Source organism: Bartonella sp. AP3QHHD (assembly GCF_042195765.1).
Classification (GTDB): Bacteria; Pseudomonadota; Alphaproteobacteria; order Rhizobiales; family Rhizobiaceae; genus Bartonella.
This window is the reverse complement of the sequence record NZ_JBHIPC010000035.1, coordinates 1-21,008: the sequence shown is the minus strand read 5'-3', so window position 1 is coordinate 21,008 and position 21,008 is coordinate 1. Positions and strand designations below refer to the sequence as shown.

Below are 21,008 nucleotides of genomic sequence, written 5' to 3'. Positions count from 1 at the left end.
GGATTCATATAAAATAATTGCATGCAAACTATTGACTTTATTATATTTTTTTATGAATAAGATTCCATCTCGTTTAGACGTTGCAAAAGAAATCACCAAAGACCTTATTGATAAGATTCTTCTCTTACACGGCGTTATCACTTTTGTTTGCAAAAATCTGCTTCGCTTTTGACTTTTGATATGGATACAACCTCTTTTGAGGTAGAGCAAAGAATTTTTTAATCATGGAGAGTGCAACAGTGTTCTTCAAAAATCTTGATTGGTTTGTTGAAAAAATTAAAGAGGTAGATAATTATTCAGCATGTTATCAACTACCAGATTGTGAAGTACAAATTCTTTATAATGACGCAATTATCAAAGGTTATCCGTAAGTTGATGTTGGAGTTTCGATTAGTACTGGTATTTTAGCTGCTGCCTATGGTAATTGATCCCTATCAATTCTCAGCACTTACAAGATCTACAACTTGATTTTTATAAAAAGGGGTTGAGAGTTTGTGAAGAAGAAATATATGCGGATTGGTTGGAATTAAGCGGGATTATGTCTTGAAATAGGCGATAGAAAAAATTGATCTTCATAAATGCTTTTATTCCAGATATGGAGCACCACCTTGGCGATAGAGTGAAGTTGGAGGGCACATAAAGGTTATCAAGGTAGATGATGCAGATTATAGCTTACTTCATATTGGTGCACTAGCTTTATTGGGTGATGTTGCAACCTTACAATCTTATTACCAAATTTTCAGTACAGAGGATCATTTAGGCTTTGATGAAAATACCTAACAGATTCATTTTGAACGTGCATTGGCTTTAGTCAAAGAAGTAGTCAAATCTAAGCAACTCAGCTACGCTTTCATTGCAAAAGTAGTAAAAAATATGAACCATCTGGAAGAAAAACAAAGTTCTTAATAAGAGCTTTCCAGAGAGGTGGAGTTTCATTCTTGGAAGGAAAAAAATAGCTAAATTTATCGAAACAAAAGCTAAGGAATAGTTCCTTAAGAAATATCAAGAAGATCTAAAAAGATTATAGGAGCCAGAGTCTGGTTTAAAGATGCCATCATCAGTTGAGTTAACTCAACAATGGTGGAGTTTTATCCATTGGCGGAAATCTGATGTTTGAAAGAGGCTTTCTTGATGTGAAGGTAATATTGTAATAAATAATTATTATAAATCAATATGTTGTATATATTCATTGTTTTGAGGTTAATGACCATTGACAAATAATTTTGCACCATTTTCTCTCTTCCAGCTTTTCGTCAATCATCAATGAAAATTTTTTATAATGGAAAGTTCATTGATAATATAACTTTTGTATGTCATTACTTTACGCTTAAAAAAAATATAAAAATAATGAAATGCAATTGAGTTATCAACTGCTTATTCTTTTCAATTTTTAATCATAAAAAAATCTTTTTATTCATTTTGCTTATAAAAAGAATTAGCTTTTTTCTGGTGATACAAGTGGAGAAATAAGGATTTTAGATATGTTTCGGCGTTCCATTTCAATCACTTTAAAGTGTAAACCATCAGTTTCAAAGCTTTCTCCCTCATTTGGTAAATGACCAAACTGCCAAAGCATAAAGCCTGCCAGAGTCGTATAACGATCTGCTTCATCCACAAGGTTACGCCCAAGATAACCACTTAAACGGCGGATATCAGCATATCCCTCAACAAGAAGACTGCCATTTTCAAGTTGTTCTGCGATCATGAGTTCTTCATCGTCATCAGGAAAGTCTCCTGCAATAGCTTCGAGAATATCGGTTGGTGTTGCAATTCCTTCAAAAGATCCATGCTCATCAACAATAATTGCAAGCTGAATCGAAGAATGACGTAATTGCTCCATCAATCGTAAAACACTTGTATTTTCATGAACAACGAGGGGTTCTCGCATAGCTTTTTTCCAATTAATCTTTTTCCCCTCAGCCAAATTCAAAAGAAGATCTTTTGTCAATGCAACGCCAACAAATTCATCCACTTTTTCACGCGCAAGAATTAAGCGGCTATGTTTAACCTTTTGTAATTCTTCACGCATTTCATTTTCATCAGCATTTAAATCTAACCACTCAATCTCATTACGCGGCGACATGATAGAGCGAACAGGGCGATCAGCTAAATCGAGAACACCACGAATCATCTCCTTTTCTTCTGGTCTAAACAATTCAGAAGCTGCGGCCTGTTCAGCAATAACATCTACAGTCTCAGCAAGGTGACTATCTTTGCTTCCTCCTCCTAAGAGCCTCAAAACAGCATCAGCTGTTCTACTGCGTAGATCATTCGTTTTAATCATTTTTTCACGGTTACGACGTCCAATTTGATTAAAAGCTTCGATAAGAACAGAAAAACCAATAGCAGCATACAAATACCCTTTTGGAATATGAAAACCAAATCCTTCAACAATGAGAGTAAAACCAATCATCATCAAAAAACCAAGACAAAGGATTACAATAGTGGGATGACGATTAATAAAACGCATAAGAGCACCAGATCCGCACATCATTACTCCCATAGCAGCTATGACTGCGATATACATAACTGCTGCCTGCTCTTTTGCAATCATACCTGTTGCGGTAATAATACTGTCTAGTGAAAAAACGGCATCCAGCACCACGACTTGGACGATTACTTGCCAAAAAACAGCATAACCAACGCCTGTTTTTCTTTCATGTGATACTCCTTCTAACCTTTCATGTAATTCTAGCGTTCCCTTTGCGAGCAAAAAGGCTCCACCACCGATTAAAATAAAGCTATGCCAACTAAATACAAAAGATGAAAGTGAAAGAATTACTCTATCGAGTCTCATAACCCATCCAATAACGGTAAGAAGAAAAAGCCGCATAATTAATGCTAAAGTAAGACCTATAAAGCGTGCGCGGTCACGCAAATGCAGTGGCAATTTTTCAGCTAAAATTGCAATAAAGATAAGGTTATCTATTCCTAAAACAATTTCGAGAAAAACCAGCGTGATCAAACCAAACCACGCATGGGGATCAGTGATCCATTCCATCATTCCTTACCTTTTAGAAGCTTAAAAGCGCGCGATTGACAAAAAAAATTCATAGGCTTTTGTTCGTATATTGGATCATGAACATTGAATGTAAAAAACTTATATTCAAAGAAAAAAACAGCACAATATTGCTTGAATGCATGTGATTTTTGATAAAACAAAATGATGCCCCATCCCGCTTACAACCACAAGAAGGTTCCTCTAATTTTCGCTCGGGCATTATGCTCGATAATCCTCTAACTATAGGTTCTGTATAACAATCAGAACATTTATTTATAAAGCTTCTTATAATGGGTTTATTTTTATATAAGATCAAGTGGTGAATATCATATTTTTAACCTTACAGACAATGAGTTTATATAACAAACAACAAAATATCTGGACATCTATCCTTAGGAGCGTTATAGAAACGCTCATTCTCGTCTTTTGAGAAGCTTATGGGTGATTAGCTCAGTCGGTAGAGCAGCTGACTCTTAATCAGCGGGTCGTGGGTTCGATCCCCTCATCACCCACCATTTTATTTTATACCGTAAATAACTTATTGATTGCGTAATTTTTTTTAAGGTATGAGTTGCTAAATAAAATTGGGCAGTAGGATTTCCCCATATCTGTTTGTTTAAAAGTGAAGATTGTTGATATAGCTTAGTCATCGGTTTTTGTACTTTTTAGGGGACTCAAAGAACTTCCAAAGGACATTTAAAGATCTTTTAATGCGTATTGTTTCTTTTTTTTAAGTTGCAATTGGTAAGGAGAAGCTTCTTACCGACAATTGTGTTATTTAAAGGGGTATAAAAATCAACAGTTTTCACTTCTTTTAATATAAATTGATTAAAATTTTTTTGGATTTTTAGCATATTGTTTAAAGACAGAAGAAACTTTACACTTTAGTTGTGTCAGCAGCGTGGATATTTTTTGATAACTCTCCCGCTTAAACAAAAAACTTCTGTAATAATCATCAGTATTCCAAGAGGGTAAATCAAGATAAAATAAAGTAGTTATCTGGACATACATAGTAGTTATATGGATATACAAGTAATAAAATTAGATCAGTTTAATTGTTTAAAGCTAATACCTGTTAAACGAAAGACAATAAACTTTAATGAGGCTTAAAGTTTTAAAATATTAAGCTGTGTGGTTTTACGCTATGCTGTCTTTCCGTTAGCTAAACCTCTAAAAATATAAATATTAAGAAAGCCACTCAGATTCATTATAATATATTGATTTATAAAGAATTGATTATTCTTTGTTTGAAAAAACTTTACTATCATAAACTTCTTTTGTTTCAATCCCTCTTATAATAAATTAATTAAAATCATTCATTTGTGCATCATAAATGGGATTAACGTGTGGATAAAGCCTATTGAAGAAAGGCATAAAAATAATTCTTATTAATGTTCTTAAGTGCTAAAAGTTATCATAACATTGGAAAAATAGTATAATGGCGCAGGCTTGCTCTTTTATTAAGTATAAAGATGTTGGTGCAACAATAGCTTTACTATTATACCATTTACGGGTATTGTTGTGTAATGGAGAAGAGCGTTGAGAGAGGTTTCTTAAAAAAGATATGTAAATTGGTAACACGATGGTGTTTTGTTCTTTTATAGGTACATAAAAAAGAAGTCATTGATAGCCTTTTATTTATTCAGGTGGTGTTTTGGGGGCTCTTTTCCAATATTGTTGCGCCTCAAAAATGACGACCACAAATAATGAAAGGATGAGGGGTATAATCAAATAAAACATTCTAAAGACAATAAGTGCTGCAATAACATCGGTTGGATTTATATTGGGCATGCCTGTTATGAAGAGAGCTTCAAGAACTCCTACTCCTCCTGCTGGAGCATTAGAGAGAAGAGTTATCGTAAAAGATGCTAGGAAAACACCAAGAACAGAGATAAAATGAATATCTGCGTTATGTGGGAGAACAGCATATATAATTCCTGCTGCTCCTAAAAGCTCTAGAGGGCTAATGAGAAGCTGTTGAATAACAATTTTCAGTCGTGGATAGGAAAGTTGAATTTTCTTCCCCAAGCGTAAGGGTTTTAACTGAAGCCAGCTGCCAAACGTATAAAGTGCTATACAGCTGAGTAAAATTGCTCCAGCCGTTGTTCCGAGCCATTCAGGAAGTTCTTTATGAATGAGGGTGATAATTTCGGGTTGCAGCACCAAAACGATTCCCAAAAGTAAGATTGTGCCGATTACAAAAGTAAAAGAGCAAAAACCTACTAATATTGCGATTTCTGTTCCGTTTAATCCTTTCATTTTATAGGCGCGATAGCGTACAACGGCACCAGAAAAAACTGAAGCACCGATATTGTGTGAAAGAGCGTAGGTTGTAAATGAACATATAGCGATAAAAATCCAAGAAATTTTATGGCCTAGATGTTGCAAGGCAATTCGATCATATCCAGCAAGAGCAGCATAAGCTAGGAGAGAACATAAACAGGCTAATAACCAGTGCTGTGCATTTAAATTGCTCAAGCGCTCCAATACATCCCCAAATGAAATGGCAGAGAGCTTCATGTAAAGAATTCGAATAGATACCAGCATTGCTAAGATACCAATCAATGGCCATATAAATTGCTTTATTTTCACGATTCTGTATCCATTTTATGTTTTCTGTAAATTTTCATGATTGAGCATATTCCTTACAGATCTTCGTTCTGTTATATACTCTATAATGCCATTGGCAATTTCTTCATCATCTGTTACTACAACATCAGCACCTAAATCAATGAGATATGTTGTCTCTGTGTCGGATAATGCATGTGTGATTATCTGGATATCTTTCTTCATATCACGGATATTCACGATACATTCTCCTACTTCAATGGTACTTCGCATTGTAATAACAACTTTATGTGCATTATTTATATTTGCTGCGTTCATTATTTCTTGTTGAATGATATTGCCGCAAATAGCCTCAAAGCCATCTGCAATCGCTTTATCAGAGAGGCGTTTTGATTCTTCTACGATCACTATAGGTTCACCTTTATTTATTAAAGATAATGCAACACACTTACCGATACGACCATAGCCAATAATTACGATATGGTTGTTTTTTAAGGTCATCGGTAAAAAATCTTGGTCAGGATCTTGTGGATCAATATCAATAATTATTTGGGTATTTTGTGAAGATGCAGAATTTTTTTCTAGACGTTTTTTAATTTTATTACAGGCAATGAAAACAAGAGGATTGAGCAAAATAGAAAAAATTGCTCCTCCAAGAATTAAATCATGAGCGTCATTGTTTAAAAGTCCTAAGCTTAAACTTAAACCAGCAAGGATAAAGGAAAATTCTCCGATTTGGGCAAGGCTTGCAGAAATAGTCAAAGCTGTTGCATTAGAATAGCGAAAAGCTTTAACGATGAAAAAGGCAACAGCAGATTTTCCGATTACGATAATGAATAAGGTTGCTAAGAGAGGGAAAAAATGAGTTAAGAGTTTCTCGGGGTCAAATAACATGCCTACAGAAACAAAAAAGAGAACAGAAAAAGCATCGCGCAGTGGTAAAGATTCTTCCGCGGCACGGTGGCTTAATTCTGATTCGCTCATGACCATACCAGCAAAAAAAGCACCAAGAGAAAGAGAAACTCCAAATAAATGAGCGGCTCCGAAAGCTACTCCTAATGCAATAGCAAAGACGCTAAGACGAAATAATTCACGTGATCCCGATTGTGCGCTCATTTTTAAAAGCCATGGGATAACGCGTCGCCCAATGACGAGCATAAGTGCAATAAATACAATTACTTTTAGGATAGTGAGACCAAAAATACCCCAAATACTTAAATCCAACCATTGAACAAGAGGATCCAACGCTTCTTTTTTGGTATTGCTGAGGGCACTTGCCAAGGAAGGGATGAGGACAAGTATAAGGACCATTGCTAAATCCTCAATAATCAACCATCCAACGGCAATGCGTCCTTTTTCCGTTTCAATAAGATGACGCTCTTGCAAAGCACGTAGCAGGATAACGGTACTTGCTATGGATAAAGCAAGACCGAAGATCAAACTACCACTAAAGCCCCATCCCATAATCAGACCAAGGCACAAACCTAGAAAAGTAGAAAATGCCATTTGTGCAATAGCAGCGGGGACAGCAATAGCTTTGACAGATAAAAGGTCTTTTAATGAAAAGTGGAGCCCAACACCAAACATCAGCAAAATAATACCAATTTCAGCAAGTTGATTAATGATGACAGAATCTATTTTAAATCCGCCTGTATTGGGTCCCACAATAACACCAGCTAACAAATAGCCTACAAGGGGTGAAATACGTAAACGGCTAGCAATCATTCCCAAGAGAAATGCTAAACATAAGCCTGCAACAATAGTTGTGATAAGTGGTGTGTCGTGGAGCATGGATTATTTACTATTCTTGATCAAAAAGCGAATGAATGAAAACGACTATATTTCTATGAGAAGAGAGGCGAGATGTACCATACGCATTAAAGGGCATTTTTATTTCACTTTGATATTTGCACGATTATTTCGCTCACGCCACCAATTTCCTAGCAGGAGTAAAATAGGAGCAGCAATAAAGATAGAGGATGATGTTGCAATAATAATCCCAAAGACCATGGGTAATGCAAAATTATGAACAGCACTTCCACCCCATATCGCCATGGGGAGCATCGCAAGAATTGTTGTGGCTGATGTAAAAAAACAACGTACAAGAACCTGATTAATGGACAGATCAATCAGTTCGCGCAACGGCATTTTTTTATAAAGACGCATATTTTCGCGCATCCTATCATAGACGACAACTTTATCATTTATAGAATATCCAACAATTGTTAAGAGTGCGGCGATAGCCGTTAAATTAAAATCAAATTGAAACAAAGCAAAAAAGCCAATCATTTTTGTGGTGTCTAGAATGAGAGTGATAATTGCTCCAATGGCAAAGAACCACTCGAAGCGTAACCATATATAGAGAGACATGGCAATAGCCGCAAGAATAACAGCAGTAAAAGCAGCTGTGGCAAGCTCACCTGAAATTTTGGGACCAACAACTTCTATTTGATCGAATGTGGTATCGGGATAGATATTTTGTACAGCTGTTTTGACCTTATCAATGGCGGTGGTTTGTTGTGCTTCGCCACCGCTTTGTTTTTGCATGCGAATTAATACGGTATTTTCGTTATCAATATTTTGCAAGGTAACTTCACCAATATTAAGAGTAGAAAGCTTGGAACGCAGAGTTGCTAGATCTGCTGGTCCTTTCGTGGTAATACTCATTTGGCTTCCGCCAATGAAATCAATACCAAAATTCAATCCAGGCTTAAAAAAGAGAAAAACTGAAGCCATTGATAAAACAATTGAGACGCCAATACCAATGAAACGTGCTTTCATAAAGTGGAAAGTTGTGTTTTGTGGCATGATGTTGAAAGCAGAGTGAATATGCAACTTTTTAATTTTCCATTTACGAACGATCCAAATCATGATGATGCGTACAATGGTGATATTTGTAAACATGGAGATGATAATACCAAGCAACATTGTTACGGCAAAACCACGAACGGGACCGGTGCCGAACCAAAATAGTAAGACAGTCGCTATAATTGCCGTAACATTTGCATCAACAATGGTTGCAAAAGCGTGTTTAAATCCACGATCTAGGGCTGCAAAAGCACCCACACCTTTTCGACTTTCTTCACGGATACGTTCATTGATAAGGATATTAGCATCAACGGCAATACCGATGCCTAAAATAATACCAGCAATACCAGGCAGCGTAAGCGTAGCTCCCAAAAGACTCAGTGCAGCAAATGTTAAAATTGTATGCAGAGCTAGCGCTATATTGGCAATTAATCCCCAAATACGGTAGAGAAGAAAAATAAAAATTGCAACAAGAATAAAGCCAATTATGCCGGTGTAAAGTCCCATTTGGATGGCATCAGCACCAAGATTTGGACCTACGGTTCTCTCTTCAATGACCGTGAGTGGTGCGGGGAGGGAACCAGCACGAAGCAGAGCAGCCAGAGTTGAGGCTTCTTTGGAGTCAAAGTTTCCTGTAATTTGACCTTGTCCATTGGGAATGACACTATTGATGGTCGGAGCGGTTAAAACTTTATTATCCAGAACAATGGCAAAAGGACGGTTAATATTTTGTCGTGTTATATCGGCAAATATTTTTGCGCCAGCGGAATCTAGCGTAAATGAAATAATGGAACGTCCTGGTATTTGGGGGTCAAAACCTGCACGGGCATCTTTCAGGACATTTCCATCTAAAGCAATTTGATCATAAATTGCATAGCGTTGCGTTTCATCAGTATATCCAGGAAGAATTGAAACACCTATCGGTGGATTATTGGGATCCACATTAGAAGGAACAAGATGAAAACTCATTTTGGCAGTTGTTCCTAAAAGATCACGTAATTGTTTTGGATCTTGTAAACCAGGCAATTGGACCATAATACGGTCATTTCCGACCTTTTGGATGGCTGGTTCTGAAACACCAACTTGATCTATACGGCGCCGGATGATTTCTAAGCTTTGTTCAATAGCATTGCTTATACGATCTTTTATACCAGCTTCCGTTAATGTGATACGAAACATTTCATTTTGAGCACTGATCGTGATGTTATGTTCTGTCGTGCCAAAGCTACTGTGTATGGGGATTATTAATGTTTTCAAAGCAGAGAGTGCTTTTTCAGTTTGTGAGGGATCAGAAATAAGCGCGACAACGCTATCTTCAACAATACGCACATTTGATGTACGGATTTGTTTTTCACGCAATACATTGCGCACATTGCTTAAAACGATGTGTAATTGATCGCGTTTTAACGTTTTGCTATCAACCTCGAGCAGGAGAGAAGAGCCTCCTTGAAGGTCAAGACCAAGTGCTACACGGGTGTCGGGTAAGAATTTCGAGTTTTTAACTTGTTCGTGTGAAAATAAATTGGGTAAGGCAACATAAATGCTGCTTAAAAGAATAAAACAATAAAGGGTAGTTAACCAACCAGGTGTACGCATGATATATTCCGTAAATAGGCAATCTAACAGTTATTCAAAGTTAAAAGCACAAGTAAAATAAGATGATCGTTTTTATATTCAAGGAAGAGAATTAAGTATGTTCATTGGGAGGAGCGCGTTTATTTGAGAAATATTGTGTTTTAACGTTACGAAATCGTGTGTCAACAGCTGGAATCTTTATTAAAAAGAAATCCAATGTTAGGATTTTTTGAAAGGTCCTCATAAAAATAGATTCTGTATGGAGTGTTACAAGTTTTTTGTTTTCAGTTGTGGTAACATTCACCTGATCACACTTATGATGTAAATCAAATCTATTCGTTTTAATGACATTATTGGTGTGTGATTGTTTGATTAAATAAGCACGTGTTTCTAGGTTGCTCGTCAAGAATACACCTAAACTGGATAGAAAAATCCAGGTTGTCAAAGGAAGAAAATCTTCTTTTTTGCAATAAAGGTGCAAAAAAAACATGCTAGAGTGCCTTCTTTAATCTTATTGAGTTCAGCTTATTTATCATTCTTTTATCTTATTACCAGTATTATAGGATAAGGGAAAGCTTTTATAAGATTATTCTATAAAAGTTGAAAATATCTACTTTATACCATATTTAAAAGAGAAAAATAAAATCCCTTTTGTGCTCATAAGGTAGATATGTATTCATTTTGTAGAAAAAACATCCACATACTTTTCCTTCTTTTGGGGATTATCTTTGTATTTAATTCTGGTGCATGGGGTAATAGGGGGGCACAAAATACAATTGTCGAACAAACGATAGCTTCTTATTCAGTTGATGAAATTATTCAGCAACAACAGTTGATTATTGAGACTCTTGAAGAAAATACTGAAACTTTAAAAAGAGATTTTGACAGAAAACCAGAAGATGAGCGTGCTTTAGAAGAATTACGGTTACGTGCACAAGATATCAGTGAACGTGCTATTGAGGCAGCATTTGTTTTGCGTCCTACTCTTAATGAAATTAATACACTTCTTGATCAATTAATGGAGCTCCATCGTGACGTGAAAAAACTGAAAAGCTCAGTGAAGGAATATTCCTACTTGATAGAGCAAAAAGCTAAAATTAACAGTATCATGCTTCGTTTTGAAGCAATTTTCTTAGCGGCAAATAGAATAGCTGAACTTTCTATTTCTCAATCTCGGGAGCTTTTTAAACGCACGCTTACGTATAGGCTTGAGTTTTCGATTCCGATGGTTAAACATCTCGTCCAAAAAACAAAAGAGGCTTCATCAGATTTTCTTGTGTTGTTAAATTCTTGGTGGAATTTTATATTTTACTTCAAGTTTTTACAACTATTTCTTTGCTTTTTAATTCCACTTTTTATTACTTTGGGACTTTCGTATTTTTCTCAAAAAGTTCTTGTTCATGTGTATTGCCACTTTACGAAGTCTAATGAGGAAATATCTTATTTACAACGCTTATTGATCGCCTTTATTTCAGTTCTCTTACCTTCACTTGTATGTATTCTTTGCGTTTATCTTGTGTTGTTTTTGTTTCGTAGTTTTAACTTAGATCCAGGTAAGCTTACAACAGTTTTTGATATGATAGGTTGTCAAATTATTTTATTATTTTTAATCAATCGATTAGCTGTTGTTCTTCTATCATCGAATAGGCCCCATGTAGGTCTTCTCAAGATTACATCATCGTCTGCTTATCAATTAGTGATTTTACTCACGTCTTTAGGGGGTATTTTGGCATTTGACGCTGTTCTTGATAGTATTTATCAAATCATTTCAGCGCCTCTATCTTTAACAATTGCTAAAAGTTTTATTGCTGTTTTTCTTGTAGCGATATTGCTATTTATAATATCATTTGTACCTTTGCGGTTTAGACGTAGGCGTGTTCAAGAAGAAAAAAAAGAGCCATACTTTTGGCCATTTTATATACGCATTCCTCTTATTGGCTTGGGGTTACTGCTCTTTGTATTGAATTTTTTAGGTTACGTTGGACTTGCGCGTTTTATTACGCAGCAAATTATGATTGATGGAGCATTTTTAGTTCTCATGTATTTAGGAATACAAAGCGCTCAAGCACTTGGAACTAAAGACCAATTTATGAAAACAACGGTTGGTCATCTTTTGATGCAGAGGTTTCATTTAGAAGAAAAAACGATGAATCAATTGGGAGTTTTTGTGAGCGTTTTTCTCAATTTATTTGTTGTTATATTTTGTGCAATGCCAATTGCTGTACAGTTTGGATTTTCCTATTCTGATTTAAAAGCAGTTTTGTGGCAATCGGTGACCGGTTTTCAGATTGGAAATATTAGTCTTTCTTTGATTTCTCTTGTAACAGGAATTATTTCTTTTTGTGTTTGCTGGTTTCTTATTCGCCGATTTATTGGTTGGTTAGATAATGTGGTGTTGGTTCATGGAGAGTTCGATTCTGGTATACGTAATTCTATCAAAACAGTGATAAGTTATGGAGGCGTTGTTGTATCTTCTTTGACCGGATTATCAATGGCAGGTTTGGATCTTAGAAATTTCGCTCTTATTGCTGGAGGACTTTCACTTGGTATAGGTTTTGGTTTACAGAATATTGTCCAAAACTTTGTCTCTGGACTTATTATTTTAGTTGGAAGACCATTTAAAATAGGGGACTATATAGAATCTGGATCAGTAGGGGGGGTTGTTAAGCGTATTAGTGTGCGTGCAACGGAACTTGAGACAATTCAGCGTAAGACGATTATTATTCCCAATTCAAGCCTTATTAATAACAACGTTAGTAATTGGACACGACGTAATAAAGTAGGACGAATTGATATACCAGTTACTGTATCATCTAAGGTTGCTCCAGAGCATGTTGCTGAAATTTTGTTAGAGATTGCTTCTGCGACAGAAGGCGTTTTAAAAAATCCTATCCCACAGGTGAGTTTTACAGCATTTGATCGTAAGAGTTTTTCCTTTAATTTGGCTATTTATGTGCCTAATATTACCTCATCTTCTCATGTAACCAATGCTCTTCAATTTAGCCTATATAAGCGTTTTGCTGAGGAAGGAATCTTAGAATGCTGAAATATACTTATATTTTGATTACAGTTATTCTATTAAGTATTTTTACCATAACAGCTTTTGCTGCAACAGTGAAGAATACTGATTTAAAGATGCAATCTCTTATTGTTGTTGAAGGAAGTATACCTTCAAAAATTTCTTTAAATACTCATCAAACAATTACAATTTGTATGAAGGGATGTTTTATAACTTTTCCTAATAAAGACCGTTTTGCAATAAAGGCAGATGATAATATAGAAATCAGTAGGGGAAGAGCAATTTTTAAATAAAATGATTGAGAATTTTTGTTTGGGGACAAGATTTAGAAGGATAATGATATTGTGTGTAATTAATAATCTCATCCTTTAGAAAATGGTAAAAAAAAGTATGATTTTAGTATAAAATAGATGCTTTTTTATACTATGTAGAATCTACAGTATGCATTTTGGATGTAAGAATATTGAGGTATTTATAATATTGTCAATAAACATCGATTCTCTAAAAATAATTACATCATTTTTAGATTTTTTTCATGAAAAAAGGCATAAAGTATACTATTTTGTGATTTTTTTGCGGTAATTTTAATACAAAATGTTTTATATTTCCTTCTTTTGACAAGATAATAGGTATTTTTATTAAATATTTATTATTTTAAGTAATCATTATTATAATATTTTAAAATTTATTTGATAATATTAAATTTTGATGTAATGATATATTAATATAGTAATAGATTTAAATGTAACTATAAAGGAGTACATGCGATTTTGCAGCATAAGATTTTATAAAACTTTGTTTTTCTAAATGTGATTTTTGATTATATAAATTTAGCAATGGGGTATAATTTTATGAATACAAAATTTATAACAGCATCTGTTTTTTCTTTGATTTCACCTTCTATAGTACAGGCTGCAGATGTGGTGGCTCACGAAGAGCCATTACATGTTGCCTCAGAAGTTGTTGCTTCTTCACCTTTTTCTTGGGCAGGTTTTTATTTCGGGGGGCAAGTTGGTGGCTTTTCAAGTAAGACTTCTGCAATAACGCGTGATGTTGATATTCCTCTCTATCCCGATGAGGAGAGTAAAAGTAAACCATGGGTGCCTGTCGAGAAGCAGTATATGCCTGAGCTTTCTGGATTTATAGGTGGTTTTTATGCGGGTGTTAATTTTGATCTCGGTAATAATTTTATTGTGGGGATTGATACGGATATGCTTTTAACGGAAAAAAAGGATACAAAAACAAGATTTCAGGCTGATGAAACGAGTGCAGGTGGTCCTGACACTGGTGGATCGGGCACTGAAGGATCGGGTACTGAAGGATCGGGTACTGATACTGAGGAATTAGGTACAGAAGGAAAAAGTCGAAAAAAGGCAAAACTTGTCAGAAGACAGGGTAGAGACTTTTCTCGCTCTTCTGCAGAGGATAAAGAAGAGAAAGACAGTTTAACGTTTAATCATACGTTAAAACAAAAATGGACAGGTGCTACACGGGTGCGTGTTGGGTTTTCTGCGGGGCATGTGATGCCTTATATTGCTGGTGGTGTTGCTTATGGACAGTTTCAAGATATTTTGTCGACAGTAATTACGGGAGGTGAGCCATTTAATAGGACATCGGATGTAACAAAAACGATGATTGGTTATACTCTCGGTGGTGGTGTTGATTTTGCAATGACAGACCATCTTGTTGTGCGTGCGGAATATCGTTACTCAGATTTTGGTAAAAGGAAATTTAAAGACGAGATTGAAGTTAAGTATAAGACGAATGATTTTCGCGCAGGAATAGCTTACAAATTCTAATTTTGTAGGATAAAGGAGCTTAAATTTAAGAGGTCCTATTTCTTTGATAGGGCCTTTATTTTTTAATTTTATGCATTGTAAACACTATTTTATGGTAAAAAAAAGGGGGCTTTGACTTTGAGTGAGAATGAGGAGGTAAGGAAGAGTTACTCAGATTCTTAATTGTTAAGAATAAAAAATTTTTAGTTCACGAGGTGTGGTTGAAACATTTATTGGCAAAGAAGGATTGCTTCGTCTTTCATATTATTACAGTTATCACTTTATAATACCGTTATAGAGTTGCAAACAGTAAACTTAAAGAGAGTTTTTACTATCTAAGTAATGAGAAAATAAAGAAAATTTACATAGAGTGGTGCGGACGGCGTGTACGTTTGTGCAACAATTTTTTCTTCCCTTAGAACTCTCTACAATATCACCTGATAGCACAGTTTATCTTTTTTCTGTTTAATAACTAATTGTTTTTATTTTATTTTATTTATTAAATTGCCTTTTATATATAATCTTGGTACCAGATGAAAGTGCTCCAAGTGCAATTCAAAAGGTGGTTTTTAAAAGGTGGTTCGAAGAACGTGATAGACTGTCTGTCTTATCTGTAAAAAATCTATCTAAAGGAAAATATGCTGACAGAGCTGGTTTATGGCTTATCAAAACTACACCAGATCAAGGATGATGGGTTTTTAGGTTTGACCTCAATATAAATACGACGAGAAATGGGATTAGGCTCTTGTCGCAATGTATCTTTAAAAGAAGCACTGTTCAAAGCTTTAGCTTGTCGTGATCTTTTAGATCAAAGAATTGACCCGATTCGTCGAAAACAAAAAGAAAATTTACGTCGAGCAGGGGGTATTTCTTTACGAGAAATTGCCTCTAGTACTTTTGAAGCGAAAAAAAACGAATTGAAAAATGAAGGAAAAGCAGCAAACTGGTTAACACCTCTTGAGTTACATGTTTTTCCTAAACTTGGTGATACGCCAATCATTGAACTGACGCAAATTGATATAAAAGGATGCATTTCTCCCATTTGGAAGACAAAAAACGAAACAGCAAGTAAAGCTTTATCCCGCTTGAATATAGCTATAAAACATGCGGTGGCACTTAGTATAGATGTGGATATGCAATTAAAAGCAAAAGCTTTATTAGAAAAGTTTATTCAAAATGCCCCAAATATTCCAGCTATGCCATGGAAAGAAATGCCTAAGTTTTTTCAATCTTAAAATGATGAGCTTGTATCACATCTAGCTTTAAAACTTCTTATTTTGACGGTTTTTTGTTTTATACCAATCAGGCATATTCGATCAGAAGAGATTTATGGATCAATATGGATTATCTCAAAAGAAAATATGAAGAGAATTGTTGGAAAGGTTTCTGATTTTCATGTGCCGCTTACAGCTGAAGCGCTTGCTGTTATTGAAAAAGCAAAAAATAGAAAAAATGGTTTTTTATTTGCTGAGAGTTTTGAAAAGCCTATATCTGATGTAGCACTTTCTAAATTCATGAAAGACAAAGGTTTTGATTATAGACTTCATGGTTTCAGATCGATTCTGTGGGACTGGATAGCAGAGACAACGTCAGCACCATTTGAAATTGCAGAATCTGTTCTTGCGTATTCAGTTGGGAATTCAGTGACAAAGGCTTACATGCGGACGGATTTTTTAGAATAGCGCCGTGCCCTCTTAGAACAAGGGGCGTCTTTTATATCCGGAGAGGCTTGATAATTGTTATGTCTATTGTCGCGTCAGGTGTCTAAGAAACACTTAAGCGATTAGCGGATAGATTACGATATAATCTCTCTTTCCTCGCTTTAAAAGCGGGGAGGGGGTAAAGCTTTCAGTTTTTGGTTAGCCACTGTTTAAAATGTGCAAAGACATTGTCTATTGCATCCATAAGACGAGCAAAATAAAGGATAACCATAAAGAGGGATGAATGCCATCCATTTTATCAAGCGAGACATCATTTTCACGCTTTTGTAGGTCATGATGATTTCTTGAAGTATTTCTTTTTCTGCTTCTGTAAGCTCTATATCGTCTTGTGTTTTTTTTCTAGCCATGTTTCCACCCACACAAGCGTTCACCTAGATTATTTTGCTTTAAGATCTCTCTTGCTAAGTTTGAACTGATGGTGTTCAGATCTTTCTTGTCTAAATAAATTGGCAACCAGCCAACACAAGAAGAAGCATATTTATTTGTTGCGCAACCAGTCAGAGAGAGCAGCACGCACATCAGCATCACTTTTTTGATTAACTTCACTTTCCACCTCCAGCCGTGTTGTGGCTGCTTTTAAAGCTTTTTCTGTTTGCTTTTGTTGCTCTGCTTTTTTCCCAAGAGTAAAAGCTCTTGCTAAAATCATAAAAAAAGCGGCTAAAGCCGCACCTGTCACCATCAGATTTTTTTCATCCATAAGATCATAGGCGGTGCTCCTGAAAGCGTTTAGCAACAAAGAAAATACCAGCACATGCGGCTAAAACCATAATGGTTGCCAAAGCCATTGGATTGGTCCATTTCCTGCTAACAAACCACCAAGCCCAGAAAAAGAGCCAATAATCGGTGCAAGGGCTTCAGCTTTGAAAAGTCCCGTTGGTGCTTGCGTTTCTACTGTTTGGTAGTTAGAGGAAACATAAGCCCCTTTTGCCCATAAGCCTGTTTCTGCCGCGCGCCGGTGTGTGAGACCTTCAAGACGCTTTCCGCCTGCTTTGGTCCATTTCTGTAGCTCTGAAGGGACAGCTTCATATTCACCTTGATTGAGCTTTTTTAACAGTGTCGAGTTACAAAAGGCTCTTGTTAGTTGACGCTATTTCTAAAAATGATTAACTAGGATTAATAATGATACTATTATTGGTTATGAACAATAAAGTTGAAAAAATAATCAGCTTGATGAAAGCATCACCAAAGAACATCAAGTTTTCAGATTTGTTGGCTGTGTGTGTACATTTTTTTGGAAAACCGCGGAACAATGGTAAAAGCCACTTTGTTTTTAAAACCCTGTGGCTTGGTGACCCACGTGTGAATATTCAAAAAGATTCTAGTAACAAAGCAAAAGCTTATCAAGTCAAACAAATCTTACAAGCGATAGAAAGGATGAAACATGAACAATAATCATTATACATATCGTGTTTTGTGGTCGCAAGAAGATGAGGAATATGTCGGATTGTGTGCAGAATTCCCATCCCTTTCATGGTTAGATGCTCAAGCAGAGAAAGCTTTAAAAGGTATTATGGACCTTGTTTCAGAAGTTGTTGAGGACATGCAACATAATGGAGAAGAAGTTCCTCTGCCTTTGTCACATGGTAAATATAGTGGCAAGTTTCAATTAAGAATACCACCAGAACTCCATAGAAAACTTTCAATACAAGCCGCTGAAAATGGTGTGAGTTTAAACAGATACATTTCTTCTAAGCTTTGAATCTTTTAAAAGTCTATACGTACTAAAAGAAAACTAATTCTTATGAAAACCTCTAAATTAAAACAAATACCCGTTTTCAAGACGGATGAAGAAGCAGAAAACTTTGTTGATACTGCCGATCTTACAGATTATGACTTAACTGATTTTAAATCCGTTCATTTTGAGTTCTTACCTAAAGAAGTCTCTTGACTACCTCCCCACCTTTAACGATAGGGAGGGGAGTTTTGTTTTTAAGTTAAGCAACCTTTTTAATGGGGTTGTCTAAATTTGGTTCATAAGTTCGCAACAAAGAATCCATACGATGTGGAAGTTCTGAAGCTCCAAAATCTGTCAAAATTGCCAAGATTTTTGTAATATTGGGCACGTCATCTTGAAGCTTTAAAACCAGAGCATCTACGACCGATTCCATAACCTCAACTATAGCATTGCAGTCCTCATCTCCAATGCCTCGATGGTTAGAAAGCTTAAACAATGCCATCCACAAATCGCACAAAAAATCGACACTGCTATTCATTGTACACCTCCATGAATTTGCTCTCTTAAACATGCTAATCCTCTGGAGGTAATTTTTGTTGAAGGGAGTACCTTTTCTGTGCCATCTGGTCTTTGGATAGTAATAGCAGGGCAGTCCATAAAGCCTTTCTTGATTTTATCCTGATAAGGTAACAGAGGTGCCCCTGGAGCCCGTCGATAGACCCAATCATGTTTACGCAAGTAATCTGTTAAGTCCTTTGGTCTTACCTCTAACATCTTTGCTGCTTCAATAAGACCGAATAAACCATCAGAGCGTTTTAAACCTTCCAAAGCTTTTGCTTTTGGAGTCAATTCAGCAATAACATGATCTTTCTGCTCTATTTGATTTTGTAAGTGATTCAAGACACCAAGCAATGCTTCGGGTTTAGAGTAGTCAACTTGTGGTGTTGCTACTTGTTTCAAAAGCCGTTCACATTTGATAAAGTATAAACGAGCTTCTCTACCTTTCTTATTATTCTCAAGCATAGAAAGCTCTTTTGCTACACTTAAAGTTAGATGATAATCTTTAGAGGGACGACCACCTTGGAGGTTTTCCCCAAAATTGGTGAAAACTAAATAATCCTGATTTTCTAATAAATTATATTTGTTGATGCGATATTTAATCCAAGTAGAGAAATCTTTACCTCCTTCCAAAAACGCATGCAAATCACGAGCGTTAACAGTTTGAACAGTTTCCTGATCGATAACCTGTTCTCTAATTTCTATAAGAGTATTCATAATGAATTCCTTATGGTTAGATGTTTTTGATTGACACTCTAAGAAGAGTGCCGGGTGCTCAAAAACACGGCCATAAGTCCGTCGTTACACTTTCCCCGCAAGGGTATTGTATAGCGTAACCACACCCGACAATATTATTATACGCATGTAGCATATAATGAGTCAAAGTCTTTAATGTATAGAAGACTGATTATTTCGGTAACCAATCCGCTTATGGTTTAAGGTGTTTTTGAGGCACCTGATTCGATTATTCATACTCCTATCATAATGTCAAGCAGTAATATTACATTTTTCTAACTTATATAAGTACGTCTTTACTTTATTTGTCGACTCACTTTAAATTTCCACTTTACTTTTTTATTTATAGCGGAGGGGGAGGTAATGCTGGATACCCTTGATACAATTGCAATGATCGTGTGCTTGTTATCATTGCCAATGATGGTTGTCGGACTCGTTTTAGTATGTATAAAGAAATGGCGGAAAAACGGACTGAAAACTCTTGGTATTGGAGCTTTATTATTTATCGGCTCTGCGATAGTAGGTGCTTCTGTACACAAAGACAAACCAAATCAAATTACACACAATAATGAAATTGTTACCTCCTCTTCAACTGCGTCAATAGATGTCGCTACTCAAGATGAAAGCGTGACTCAGGCACCAGCTGAGAATACCGATAAGCAAATTACCTCCATTGAAGACAATAAATCAGATGAAAATGATGGGTTAGGTTTTTGGGGATGGTTTTGGTTAATTTTCTTTGCGTTTTTTGCGTTTTCCATTTTCGCTTATTGGCAAGATAAACGCAAAAAACTTTCTAAAGAGAAAGTTCCAGAACAGGCTTCAATGTCGCTCCCTCCTGCACATCCTTATTCTGATTTCTCAGTCGTTAATAAAACATCTCCAGCACTTAAAAATGAACAACTGGAAAAATGGATCAGGATCTTTCTCCTTTGTGCTCTATTGATTGGAGGCATTGTGGTAGTAATAAGTATTTCACCATGGTTATTAGTAGCCATTATTATTGTTTTACTTTTGGTGATCGCTCACTACTCTGAAAAGAAAAAAGTAAAACTTTTTGAAGAACAAGTTGCAATGTTGCTACCGGATATTAAAGTGTCTAGTTTTTCTGAAGCGTGTAAAATGTTTCAAGAGCTTGACGCAAGCGAATATGAATATCGTTTAGCACACAATGAAAAATTGTTGGGGGTTCAAGAACGCGTTTTCTTTGATATTAATAAAAAGATCACACTTAGAGGACGTCTTTTGGTAACCGATCAAGCCATTGTATTTGAAAGTCCTGAAAAGAATGAACGAACCACTTGGACACGAATTGCATCAGTAGCTATAACATACCATGAATGCCAAATCAGTCTCCGTACCGGCATACCACGGAATTACCAATTCACTGCCTTTTCAAGTCCAAGGTTTACAGCAGTAATTCGAGTTCTGGGACAGTTTTATTGATTTTTAAACACACAAGAAAAGATACGTTCATTGTTTTATCTCCCGCAAGATAAGCTTATACATACCGGATTCAGAGGCTTGGACATCTGTAACAGTGAAGTGTTCTTGAGAAGAGGGGGCTTTG

At 35.8% G+C, this 21,008-nt stretch carries 17 protein-coding genes, 1 tRNA gene and 3 pseudogenes; 11 read left to right on the top strand and 10 right to left on the bottom strand.

The window, feature by feature from the left end; all coding sequences use genetic code 11:
- The first annotated feature begins 636 nt into the window (after positions 1 to 636).
- Positions 637 to 780, top strand: a complete 144-nt coding sequence (locus ACFIL7_RS01750) for a DUF6990 domain-containing protein (RefSeq protein ID WP_375634734.1) — start codon at positions 637 to 639, stop codon at positions 778 to 780.
- Between the two features lie 655 nt (positions 781 to 1,435).
- Here ACFIL7_RS01750 and ACFIL7_RS01745 read toward each other — a convergent pair.
- On the bottom strand, positions 1,436 to 3,004 hold the full coding sequence (locus ACFIL7_RS01745) for a TerC family protein (protein ID WP_375612149.1): 1,569 nt from the start codon (positions 3,002 to 3,004) through the stop codon (positions 1,436 to 1,438).
- A 436-nt stretch (positions 3,005 to 3,440) separates the two neighbouring features.
- On the opposite strand from ACFIL7_RS01745, the gene ACFIL7_RS01740 reads away from it, so the two are divergent.
- Positions 3,441 to 3,516: transfer RNA gene (locus ACFIL7_RS01740), tRNA-Lys, on the top strand.
- A 1,123-nt stretch (positions 3,517 to 4,639) separates the two neighbouring features.
- Here the strand turns inward: ACFIL7_RS01740 and ACFIL7_RS01735 are convergent.
- The 4 genes from ACFIL7_RS01735 to ACFIL7_RS01720 all read right to left on the bottom strand — a co-directional run bounded on the left by ACFIL7_RS01735 (position 4,640) and on the right by ACFIL7_RS01720 (position 10,442).
- Positions 4,640 to 5,593, bottom strand: a complete 954-nt coding sequence (locus ACFIL7_RS01735) for a YbhN family protein (protein WP_375613484.1) — start codon at positions 5,591 to 5,593, stop codon at positions 4,640 to 4,642.
- Between the two features lie 15 nt (positions 5,594 to 5,608).
- Complete coding sequence (gene ybaL, locus ACFIL7_RS01730) at positions 5,609 to 7,360, bottom strand: YbaL family putative K(+) efflux transporter (protein WP_375683277.1); 1,752 nt, start codon at positions 7,358 to 7,360, stop codon at positions 5,609 to 5,611.
- Between the two features lie 99 nt (positions 7,361 to 7,459).
- Positions 7,460 to 9,973: a protein translocase subunit SecD gene (gene secD, locus ACFIL7_RS01725; RefSeq protein ID WP_375675697.1), complete on the bottom strand. Its 2,514-nt coding sequence runs from the start codon at positions 9,971 to 9,973 to the stop codon at positions 7,460 to 7,462.
- Positions 9,974 to 10,064: 91 nt separating this feature from the next.
- A complete protein-coding gene (locus tag ACFIL7_RS01720) occupies positions 10,065 to 10,442 on the bottom strand; it encodes a hypothetical protein (protein WP_375613487.1) in 378 nt (125 codons plus the stop codon).
- Positions 10,443 to 10,622: 180 nt separating this feature from the next.
- Between ACFIL7_RS01720 and ACFIL7_RS01715 the strand changes: the two genes are divergently transcribed.
- The 5 genes from ACFIL7_RS01715 (at position 10,623) to ACFIL7_RS01695 (ending at position 16,431) form a co-directional block, all read left to right on the top strand.
- Entirely contained in the window at positions 10,623 to 12,998 is a 2,376-nt protein-coding gene (locus tag ACFIL7_RS01715; protein WP_375675694.1) for a mechanosensitive ion channel domain-containing protein, read from the top strand.
- A complete protein-coding gene (locus ACFIL7_RS01710; RefSeq protein ID WP_375675692.1) occupies positions 12,992 to 13,264 on the top strand; it encodes a hypothetical protein in 273 nt (90 codons plus the stop codon). Before ACFIL7_RS01715 ends, ACFIL7_RS01710 begins: the two co-directional genes overlap by 7 nt.
- A gap of 558 nt (positions 13,265 to 13,822) precedes the next feature.
- Positions 13,823 to 14,770 (top strand): outer membrane protein, encoded by a 948-nt coding sequence (locus ACFIL7_RS01705; protein ID WP_375629670.1) that lies wholly within the window; start codon positions 13,823 to 13,825, stop codon positions 14,768 to 14,770.
- Positions 14,771 to 15,480: 710 nt separating this feature from the next.
- The gene (locus tag ACFIL7_RS01700) at positions 15,481 to 15,984 is read left to right on the top strand and encodes a tyrosine-type recombinase/integrase (protein ID WP_375683276.1); all 504 of its coding nucleotides are present in this window, start codon (positions 15,481 to 15,483) and stop codon (positions 15,982 to 15,984) included.
- Between the two features lie 126 nt (positions 15,985 to 16,110).
- Positions 16,111 to 16,431, top strand: a complete 321-nt coding sequence (locus ACFIL7_RS01695; RefSeq protein ID WP_375683275.1) for a hypothetical protein — start codon at positions 16,111 to 16,113, stop codon at positions 16,429 to 16,431.
- 166 nt (positions 16,432 to 16,597) lie between these two features.
- On the opposite strand, the pseudogene ACFIL7_RS01690 reads toward ACFIL7_RS01695, so the two are convergent.
- The 3 pseudogenes from ACFIL7_RS01690 to ACFIL7_RS01680 form a co-directional block, all read right to left on the bottom strand.
- A pseudogene (locus ACFIL7_RS01690) lies at positions 16,598 to 16,817 on the bottom strand (hypothetical protein).
- Between the two features lie 131 nt (positions 16,818 to 16,948).
- Positions 16,949 to 17,175 (bottom strand): annotated as a pseudogene (locus ACFIL7_RS01685) (hypothetical protein).
- A pseudogene (locus ACFIL7_RS01680) lies at positions 17,172 to 17,548 on the bottom strand (lysozyme); the annotation flags it as partial. The pseudogenes ACFIL7_RS01685 and ACFIL7_RS01680, both read right to left, overlap by 4 nt.
- Positions 17,549 to 17,589: 41 nt before the next feature.
- Between ACFIL7_RS01680 and ACFIL7_RS01675 the strand changes: the two are divergent.
- The 3 genes from ACFIL7_RS01675 to ACFIL7_RS01665 are packed head-to-tail and all read left to right on the top strand — an operon-like array spanning position 17,590 to position 18,358.
- Positions 17,590 to 17,862 (top strand): toxin HicA, encoded by a 273-nt coding sequence (locus ACFIL7_RS01675; RefSeq protein WP_375634717.1) that lies wholly within the window; start codon positions 17,590 to 17,592, stop codon positions 17,860 to 17,862.
- Positions 17,852 to 18,169: a type II toxin-antitoxin system HicB family antitoxin gene (locus tag ACFIL7_RS01670; protein ID WP_375633830.1), complete on the top strand. Its 318-nt coding sequence runs from the start codon at positions 17,852 to 17,854 to the stop codon at positions 18,167 to 18,169. The genes ACFIL7_RS01675 and ACFIL7_RS01670 overlap by 11 nt, the downstream gene beginning before the upstream one ends.
- Positions 18,170 to 18,211: 42 nt before the next feature.
- Positions 18,212 to 18,358 (top strand): CopG family antitoxin, encoded by a 147-nt coding sequence (locus ACFIL7_RS01665; protein ID WP_375633829.1) that lies wholly within the window; start codon positions 18,212 to 18,214, stop codon positions 18,356 to 18,358.
- Positions 18,359 to 18,404: 46 nt separating this feature from the next.
- On the opposite strand, the gene ACFIL7_RS01660 is transcribed toward ACFIL7_RS01665, so the two are convergent.
- Together ACFIL7_RS01660 and ACFIL7_RS01655 are read right to left on the bottom strand one after the other, a co-directional pair.
- Positions 18,405 to 18,683, bottom strand: a complete 279-nt coding sequence (locus ACFIL7_RS01660; protein WP_006589100.1) for a hypothetical protein — start codon at positions 18,681 to 18,683, stop codon at positions 18,405 to 18,407.
- Positions 18,680 to 19,420: an antA/AntB antirepressor family protein gene (locus ACFIL7_RS01655; RefSeq protein ID WP_375634716.1), complete on the bottom strand. Its 741-nt coding sequence runs from the start codon at positions 19,418 to 19,420 to the stop codon at positions 18,680 to 18,682. Before ACFIL7_RS01655 ends, ACFIL7_RS01660 begins: the two co-directional genes overlap by 4 nt.
- A 381-nt stretch (positions 19,421 to 19,801) precedes the next feature.
- On the opposite strand from ACFIL7_RS01655, the gene ACFIL7_RS01650 reads away from it, so the two are divergent.
- Positions 19,802 to 20,884, top strand: coding sequence for a hypothetical protein (locus ACFIL7_RS01650; protein ID WP_375634715.1), 1,083 nt, complete (start codon positions 19,802 to 19,804; stop codon positions 20,882 to 20,884).
- Positions 20,885 to 21,008 lie beyond the last annotated feature (124 nt).

Bases quoted from the DNA above. Each gene is read 5' to 3' on its own strand.
- ACFIL7_RS01745 (WP_375612149.1), bottom strand. From the start codon at position 3,004: ATGATGGAATGGATCACTGATCCCCATGCGTGGTTTGGTTTGATCACG.
- ybaL (WP_375683277.1), bottom strand. From the start codon at position 7,360: ATGCTCCACGACACACCACTTATCACAACTATTGTTGCAGGCTTATGT.
- secD (WP_375675697.1), bottom strand. From the start codon at position 9,973: ATGCGTACACCTGGTTGGTTAACTACCCTTTATTGTTTTATTCTTTTA.
- ACFIL7_RS01720 (WP_375613487.1), bottom strand. From the start codon at position 10,442: ATGTTTTTTTTGCACCTTTATTGCAAAAAAGAAGATTTTCTTCCTTTG.
- ACFIL7_RS01715 (WP_375675694.1), top strand. From the start codon at position 10,623: ATGTATTCATTTTGTAGAAAAAACATCCACATACTTTTCCTTCTTTTG.
- ACFIL7_RS01710 (WP_375675692.1), top strand. From the start codon at position 12,992: ATGCTGAAATATACTTATATTTTGATTACAGTTATTCTATTAAGTATT.
- ACFIL7_RS01705 (WP_375629670.1), top strand. From the start codon at position 13,823: ATGAATACAAAATTTATAACAGCATCTGTTTTTTCTTTGATTTCACCT.
- ACFIL7_RS01700 (WP_375683276.1), top strand. From the start codon at position 15,481: ATGGGATTAGGCTCTTGTCGCAATGTATCTTTAAAAGAAGCACTGTTC.
- ACFIL7_RS01695 (WP_375683275.1), top strand. From the start codon at position 16,111: ATGAAGAGAATTGTTGGAAAGGTTTCTGATTTTCATGTGCCGCTTACA.
- ACFIL7_RS01675 (WP_375634717.1), top strand. From the start codon at position 17,590: ATGATACTATTATTGGTTATGAACAATAAAGTTGAAAAAATAATCAGC.
- ACFIL7_RS01670 (WP_375633830.1), top strand. From the start codon at position 17,852: ATGAACAATAATCATTATACATATCGTGTTTTGTGGTCGCAAGAAGAT.
- ACFIL7_RS01665 (WP_375633829.1), top strand. From the start codon at position 18,212: ATGAAAACCTCTAAATTAAAACAAATACCCGTTTTCAAGACGGATGAA.
- ACFIL7_RS01660 (WP_006589100.1), bottom strand. From the start codon at position 18,683: ATGAATAGCAGTGTCGATTTTTTGTGCGATTTGTGGATGGCATTGTTT.
- ACFIL7_RS01655 (WP_375634716.1), bottom strand. From the start codon at position 19,420: ATGAATACTCTTATAGAAATTAGAGAACAGGTTATCGATCAGGAAACT.
- ACFIL7_RS01650 (WP_375634715.1), top strand. From the start codon at position 19,802: ATGCTGGATACCCTTGATACAATTGCAATGATCGTGTGCTTGTTATCA.